Here is a 6,513-nt window from a genome sequence, read left to right on the forward strand (position 1 = left end):
GCCGTCGACGACCCGCGAGCGGAGACGGATCGGCCCGGAGCGGTCGGCCTCGTCGACGTCGTCGTCGCCCCCGGCGAGATCCGGGGGGAGACGGCGACGCTCGACCTCCTGGTCGACCTCGACCACCGCGGATCGGCCGTCGAGAACGTCACGGTCCGCCATCGGGCGATCGACGCGAACTCCGGGCTGCTCGTCGACGAGACGACCGTCGACGTCGGCACCGTCGACCGCGAGGGGGAGACGACCGTGAACGGCAGCCTCGTCGTGGAGCGCGAGGGCGGGTATCGACTCGAGACCGTGGTGTACGCCGACGGCGAGCGTCGGAGCGAACGGACCACGCGAGTCGCCGGCGTCTCGGCGCTCACGCCGTCGTACGCCGACTCGCCGGTCGGGTTCGCCGACGGGAACGTCTGGCCGACCGTCGCCGTGAGCGTGGCCGAGACGACGGAGGAGACCGCGACGCTGTCGGTCTCCGTGTCGGTCACGAACCGGGGCGACGACGCCTCCGACGAGATCGAGCTCCGACTGCTGCTCCGGCAGGCGGAGTCCAACGTGATCGCCGATCGGGCGACCGAGACGGTCGGGTCGGTGCGGCCGGGACGCACCGACACGGTGACGACGACGCTCGAGGCCCCGGACGGGTACAACTACTACGTCGACGCCGCGCTCTTCGACGACGACGTCCTGATCGACGAGACGCAGGGCGTGGCCAACCTCGACCCGCAGGAGCGGATCACCGCGAACGAGACGATTCGAGACGTCGCCTTCGAGATCGAGGACTTCTCCGAGGAGACCGGCGACGACGCCCTCGACGGCGGGAGCGACGACGGCGGGCCGGACCGGGGGGACGCGAGCACCGGCGACTCGACGCCCGGCTTCGGCGTCGTCGCCGCGGTCGCGGGGCTTCTCGCCGCGGCGCTTCTCGCACGGGGGCGACCATGAACGACGAGCCCGCCGACGAGCCGACCCGCCCGCCGGACGCGCCGACCGACGGCGCCGCCGACCGCCGACCCGCCGACTCACCGAACGATCCACGACACACCGACGCCATGACCGACACCCAAGACGAGACGGCGACCGACCCGAGAACGACCGGCTCCGGAACCGCTCCGACGACCGACCCGACGGTCGAGCCGTCGGCCGCGACCGACGGGGGCACCGCGGGAGGGAAGCCGAACGAGGGGGACGACGCGGAACCGGGCGAGGCGGACGGATCGCGGTTCTCCCGGCTCTCTTCTGACGACCTCCGCGGGCTGCTCGACCGGATCGGGCTCGCCGCCCTGGTGTTGCTGGCGCTGATCGCGGGCTGGAGCTTCTACGGGCAGACCGGACGAGCGATCCGGACGTGGCTCGACCCCGCCTACCAGCCGATCGCGCTCGCGGCGTTCAACCTCGCGGTGCTGTTCGTCGCGCTCGCGGGCGTGGCCCACCAGCTCCGCCGGATCCGCGCCGGCGACGACGCGGATCCGGAGCCGAGCCGATCGGAGGAGTCGTCGGCGTCGAGGGAGGCGGAACGATAGACGCCGGGCTACTCCTCGGGCAGGTCCTCGGTGCTGGCGGGGATCCGTTCGACCCGTCCCGCGAGCGTCGCGGCGTCGCCGGCGACGGTCGACGCCTCGACGCCGGCCTCGTCGGCGACCAGCTGGACGTGTGCCGCGAGCAGCGCGAGCGCGCGCAACCCCTCGGACTCGGGGTCGTCGGCGGTTCGCTGGGCGAACGTGGTGTCCACCTCGCCGTCGCGGACGACGCCCACGTGGACCGCCTCGATCCCGTCGTCGTCGAGCAGGTCGCGGGCGCGCTCGAGCTCGGCCGCGAACTCGTCGCGCTCGGCGTCCGGGTGCCCGTCGTCGCGTTCGTCGCCCTCGCCGTCGGTCGATCGCTGGTCGTCGCTCATGGGGGCAGTTCGGACGAACGAGGGAAAAACGCCGCGCTACGCGGGAGGCCGCCCGGCGCCGTCACTCCGGACGCGGCCGGGCGACGAACAGCGCCTGTTCGAGGGTGAACGGGTCGTAGCCGGACTGGTGACAGACGCAGTAGGTGCCGTCGCCGACGCCGTACCGGGAGGACTCCTCGAGCTGCTTGTAGCCGGGAATACAACAGAAGTGCGTACAGACGTTGAGGTACGCCATGAACCCCTGGTCGGTCGACGCCTGGATCCACTCGTCCTCCTGGGCGGCCTCCTCGATCCGGGTCGACCGGATGACGGTCGCGTTGAGCGTCGAGTCGGCGTCCTCGGAGCGCCACGTCACGGCCGCGGGCTTCCCGACGCCGTCGTTCCCGACGCCGTTACCCCAGGTGTCGTAGTTCTCGAAGTCGTCGACGTGGATCCGGTCGCCCGACTCGTACGTGTCGTCCTGCCACTCGTACTGGCCGGTCTCCGCGCGGAAGAGGTTGTCCGACTCGAAGTTCGGCGCGACGTTCTCCTGGGACTCCACGCCGCAGTACTGGAACCAGGCGCCCGAGTACGTACGGCCGCCGAGCTCCTCCTGGGCGACCTCGATCTCCACGCCGTTCTGCTCGATCGTCTGGACCTCGGGCCAGATCCCCTCGATGTACCCCTCGTCGGTGACGCGGACCGGGATCTGCGGGAGGCCGCGCGGAGCCGGCCCGGTCACCTTGGCGATCGTCATCGCGGTGGTCTGTCCGCCGCCGACGCCGCCGGCCGTCGTCAGGGTGTTCACCGTCACCGACCCGGTCGCGCCGACCCCCGCGAGCGCCGCGCCGCCGACGACGCCCTTGACGAAACGCCGCCGCCCGGACTCGGCCGGGTACTTGTCGGACATGCTCATATCGATCGGTTCGGGATGGACCGGTAAAAAGGGTGACGAACCCGCCGGTCGGGGCCGGAGCGGGAGGAGCCCCCCGCGGAGCCGAGTCGGCTCCGGCCGCCCGAACTGTCACGAACATTCACTCGCACCCGAGGCAAACGTTCGGGGAGACGGCGGTTTTAACCGGAACCCGCCGCTGCGTGTGGTATGGAATTACACAATCGGAGCGTGCGAACGGACGTCCGCGAGCTCGGCGCGCTGCTCGGCGACGTCCTCGCGACGCAGACCTCGACGGCGGCCTACGAGACGGTCGAGGACCTCCGGACCGCCGCGATCGAGTACCGACGGGGTGACGCGTCGAGCCGTGACGCCCTCGAGGAGACGATCGGCGGGCTCTCGGACGCCCGCGAGGACGTCGTCGCACGGGCGTTCACGACGTACTTCGAGCTGATCAACCTCGCCGAGGAGCGCGAGCGCGTCCGCGCCGTCAGGAACGCGGACGCCGACGGCTCCCTCCACGACTCCCTCGAGGAGACGGTCGGGGAGCTGGCCGAGGCCGGCGTCGGCGCCGACGAGTTCGAGGCGCTGCTCGCGGACGTGCTCATCGAGCCGACGTTCACCGCCCACCCGACGGAGGCGCGGCGGGCGACGGTCAAGGCGAAGCTCCGGTCGATCGCGGCCCACCTCGAGGAGCTGGACGAGCGCGACATGACCGACCGGGAGCGGAACGCCGTCTGGCGCGACGTCACCGCCGAGGTGACGAGCCTCTGGGGAACGAGACAGGTGCGCCAGCGTCGTCCGGAGCCCGAAGACGAGGCGCGAAACGTCCAGTGGTACCTCGAGAACACGCTGTTCGACGTGGTCGGCGACGCCTACGAGGAGTTCGAGGAGACCATCTCGAGCGAGTACCCGGACGCGGACTGTCCCAAGCTCTTCGAGTTCCGCTCGTGGGCGGGCTCCGACCGCGACGGCAACCCGTTCGTCACGCCGGAGGTGACGGCGGAGACGCTCGAGCGACAGCGCGAGATCGCCGTCGAGAAGTACCGCGACCGGTGTAAGCGGCTCTCGGCGGTGTTGAGCCAGGACGGCGAGCGGTACGCGGTCGACGGTCCCCTCCGGGAGTCGCTCGCGGCGGACGCCGAGCGGTTCCCGACGGTGGTCGAGGAGGCCCGCGAGCGGTACCCCGACGAGCCGTACCGCCAGAAGCTGAAGCTGATGCGCGAGCGGCTCGACCGCGTCGACGACGTGCGACCCGGCGGCTATCCCGACGGCGACGCGTTCCTCGCGGACCTCGAGGTCATCGCCGAGTCGCTGACCGTCGACCGCAACGACGTGGTGCGCACGTCGTTCATCGAGCCGCTCCGCCGCCAGGTCGACACGTTCGGGTTCGTCCTCGCGTCGCTCGACCTCCGGGACCACCGCGAGAACCACACCGAGGCGGTCGCCGAGGCGGTCGGGGCCGAGGGCGTCGACTACCGCGGGATGGACGAGGCGGCACGCGCCGCGTTCCTCACGGAGGCGATCCTCCAGGAGGATCCCGTCGTCGACCCCGACGACCCCGGCGACGTCTCGGAGACGACGGCGCGCGTGTTCCGCCGCTTCCGCGAGCTCGCCGACTGGCAGGCGGAGTACGACACGCAGGCGATAGACACCTACTGCATCTCGATGACCGAGGAGCCGAGCCACGTCCTCGAGGTGCTCTTCCTGGCCGACCAGGTCGGGGTCGTCTCCCTCCCGGACCACTGCGGGATCGACGTCGTTCCCCTACTCGAGACCGAGTCCGCGCTCAACGGGGCCGAGCGGATCCTCGGGACGCTCTTCGAGAACGAGGCGTACGGGACCGCCCTCGAGACCCGCGGCGGGGTCCAGGAGGTCATGCTCGGCTACTCCGACTCGAACAAGGAGAACGGCTTCCTCGCGGCCAACTGGGACCTCTACAAGAACCAGCGCCGGCTCGCGAGCTTCTGCCGCGAGGAGGACGTCACCCTCCGGCTGTTCCACGGTCGCGGCGGCTCCATCTCCCGGGGCGGCGGGCCGATGAACGAGGCGCTGCTCGCGCTCCCGAACGAGACCGTCACCGGGCAGGTGAAGTTCACGGAGCAGGGCGAGGCGATAGCCGAGAAGTACGCCGACCGCCGGATCGCCGAGCGCGAGCTCGAACAGATGCTCGACGCGCAGATCCGCGCCCGCCACGAGGCGAACGAGGAGCCGACGGAGGACGTCCCCGAGGAGTGGGTCGACGCGATGGAGACGATGGTGCCCGCGGCCCGAAGCGAGTACCGCGCCCTGTTGAACGCCGACGGGTTCGTCTCGTACTTCGGACAGGCGACCCCCATCTCCGTCGTCGAGGACCTCAACCTCGGCTCCCGGCCCGCCTCCCGAAGCGGGGAGCGCGCCGTCGAGGACCTGCGGGCGATCCCGTGGGTGTTCTCGTGGACGCAGACCCGCCTCATCCTCCCCGGCTGGTACGCGCTCGGGTCCGGGCTCGACGCTTACCTCGAGGAGGCGGGCGAGGAGGCGGGGCTCGCGACGCTCCGGGAGATGTACGACGAGTGGCCGTTCTTCCGGACGACCCTCGACAACGCCGCGCTCGCGCTCGCGCGGACCGAGCCGGAGATCGCCGCCGAGTACGCCGACCTGGCCGACGACGACCTCCGCGAGCGCTTCTTCCCGCGGCTCGTCGGGGAGTACGAGCGCGGGCGCGAACTCGTGCTCGCGGTCAGCGGTCGTGACGAGCTCATCCGGCGCGACTGGCTCGCCGAGAGCCTCGACCGGCGGAACCCCTACGTCGACCCCCTCAACCTGCTCCAGGTCGACCTGCTCGGGCGGGACGACCGGACCGACGACGAGGAGCGGACGCTCCGGCTCACCGTCAACGGGATCGCCGCGGGCATGAAGAACACCGGGTGACGCCCGTCGCGGACGGTCGCCCGCCCGAACGTTCGGCGTCGGTCCGCGCGCGTGATGTCGGCCCCGCGGATGTGCCGCGGCCGCTACCCGCCGCGGGCGGTGTAGCCGGCGTCCTCGACGGCGGCCACGAGGGCCGCGGCGTCCGCGTCGCCGTCGACGCTCGCCCGTCCGTCCTCCCGGTCGGCCGTCGCGTCGGTCACGCCGGACACGTCCCGGAGCGCCTCCTCGACCGTCCGTTCACAGTGCTCACAGGACATCCCCTCGACGTCGATGGTCGTCGTCATACGGTCGCCCGTACGTCGCCCGCACATTAGCGGGTTTCGCCTTCGATCGTTCGGGTGATTGGGCGTTCGAACCGTGGAATCGAAACCGGTTCGGCGGAGTGTTTTACTGCCCCCTCCGCCACGTTCCGGCATGCGCGACCTCGACGAGACCGACCACGAGATCCTCCGGCTCCTGCTGTCGAACGCCCGCCGGCCCTACAGCGACATCGCGGACGCCGTGGGGCTCTCCGCGCCGGCCGTGTCGGATCGGGTGACGCGGCTCCGGGAGGCGGGCGTCATCGACCGGTTCACCCTCGCCGTCGACCGGTCGCAGCTCCGCGGCGGGATCCAGGTGTTGATCACGCTCGACGTGGGCGACGCGAGCGTCGCGTCGGTCAGGGAACACCTCCTGGACGAGAGCGCGGTCGAGCACGCGTTCACCACCGCGGGAGGCGACCTGATTCTCTACGCCAGGGTGCCGGACAACGACGTCGCCGGGTGGCTCGCCGACGCCCGCCCCGTCGTCCACCGCGCCGTCCTCGAGGGCGTCGGCGAGCCACCCGGCGACGTCG

General features: G+C 71.5%; 7 protein-coding genes. 4 read left to right on the forward strand and 3 right to left on the reverse strand.

All coding sequences use genetic code 11. The features are described 5' to 3' along the window. Both DJ70_RS04230 and DJ70_RS04235 read left to right on the forward strand, forming a co-directional pair. Positions 1 to 942 (forward strand): DUF7490 domain-containing protein (locus tag DJ70_RS04230; RefSeq protein ID WP_143420927.1); only part of this gene is annotated, 942 nt, incomplete at its 5' end. Continuing rightward, the gene (locus DJ70_RS04235) at positions 939 to 1,520 is read left to right on the forward strand and encodes a hypothetical protein (RefSeq protein ID WP_245810682.1); all 582 of its coding nucleotides are present in this window, start codon (positions 939 to 941) and stop codon (positions 1,518 to 1,520) included. The genes DJ70_RS04230 and DJ70_RS04235, both read left to right, overlap by 4 nt. Positions 1,521 to 1,528: 8 nt before the next feature. On the opposite strand, the gene DJ70_RS04240 is transcribed toward DJ70_RS04235, so the two are convergent. Further along, positions 1,529 to 1,894 carry a hypothetical protein gene (locus DJ70_RS04240; RefSeq protein ID WP_094530459.1) on the reverse strand — a complete coding sequence of 122 codons (366 nt, stop codon included), beginning with the start codon at positions 1,892 to 1,894 and terminating at the stop codon, positions 1,529 to 1,531. 61 nt (positions 1,895 to 1,955) lie between these two features. Then, entirely contained in the window at positions 1,956 to 2,789 is an 834-nt protein-coding gene (locus tag DJ70_RS04245) for a cytochrome B (protein WP_094530461.1), read from the reverse strand. A gap of 186 nt (positions 2,790 to 2,975) precedes the next feature. On the opposite strand from DJ70_RS04245, the gene ppc reads away from it, so the two are divergent. Next, positions 2,976 to 5,678 (forward strand): phosphoenolpyruvate carboxylase, encoded by a 2,703-nt coding sequence (gene ppc, locus DJ70_RS04250; protein ID WP_094530463.1) that lies wholly within the window; start codon positions 2,976 to 2,978, stop codon positions 5,676 to 5,678. Between the two features lie 83 nt (positions 5,679 to 5,761). On the opposite strand, the gene DJ70_RS04255 is transcribed toward ppc, so the two are convergent. Then, positions 5,762 to 5,962 carry a CopZ family metallochaperone gene (locus DJ70_RS04255; RefSeq protein ID WP_094530465.1) on the reverse strand — a complete coding sequence of 67 codons (201 nt, stop codon included), beginning with the start codon at positions 5,960 to 5,962 and terminating at the stop codon, positions 5,762 to 5,764. 130 nt (positions 5,963 to 6,092) lie between these two features. On the opposite strand from DJ70_RS04255, the gene DJ70_RS04260 reads away from it, so the two are divergent. Then, a partial coding sequence (locus tag DJ70_RS04260; RefSeq protein WP_143420928.1) for an Lrp/AsnC family transcriptional regulator occupies positions 6,093 to 6,513 on the forward strand: 421 nt, incomplete at its 3' end.

The sequence above is a fragment of the Halorubrum halodurans genome, from assembly GCF_002252985.1.
Classification (GTDB): domain Archaea; phylum Halobacteriota; class Halobacteria; order Halobacteriales; family Haloferacaceae; genus Halorubrum; species Halorubrum halodurans.

What these genes read in the sequence shown, in the direction of transcription:
- DJ70_RS04235 (WP_245810682.1), top strand. Translation starts at nt 939, where the DNA reads ATGAACGACGAGCCCGCCGACGAGCCGACCCGCCCGCCGGACGCGCCG.
- DJ70_RS04240 (WP_094530459.1), bottom strand. Translation starts at nt 1,894, where the DNA reads ATGAGCGACGACCAGCGATCGACCGACGGCGAGGGCGACGAACGCGAC.
- DJ70_RS04245 (WP_094530461.1), bottom strand. Translation starts at nt 2,789, where the DNA reads ATGAGCATGTCCGACAAGTACCCGGCCGAGTCCGGGCGGCGGCGTTTC.
- ppc (WP_094530463.1), top strand. Translation starts at nt 2,976, where the DNA reads ATGGAATTACACAATCGGAGCGTGCGAACGGACGTCCGCGAGCTCGGC.
- DJ70_RS04255 (WP_094530465.1), bottom strand. Translation starts at nt 5,962, where the DNA reads ATGACGACGACCATCGACGTCGAGGGGATGTCCTGTGAGCACTGTGAA.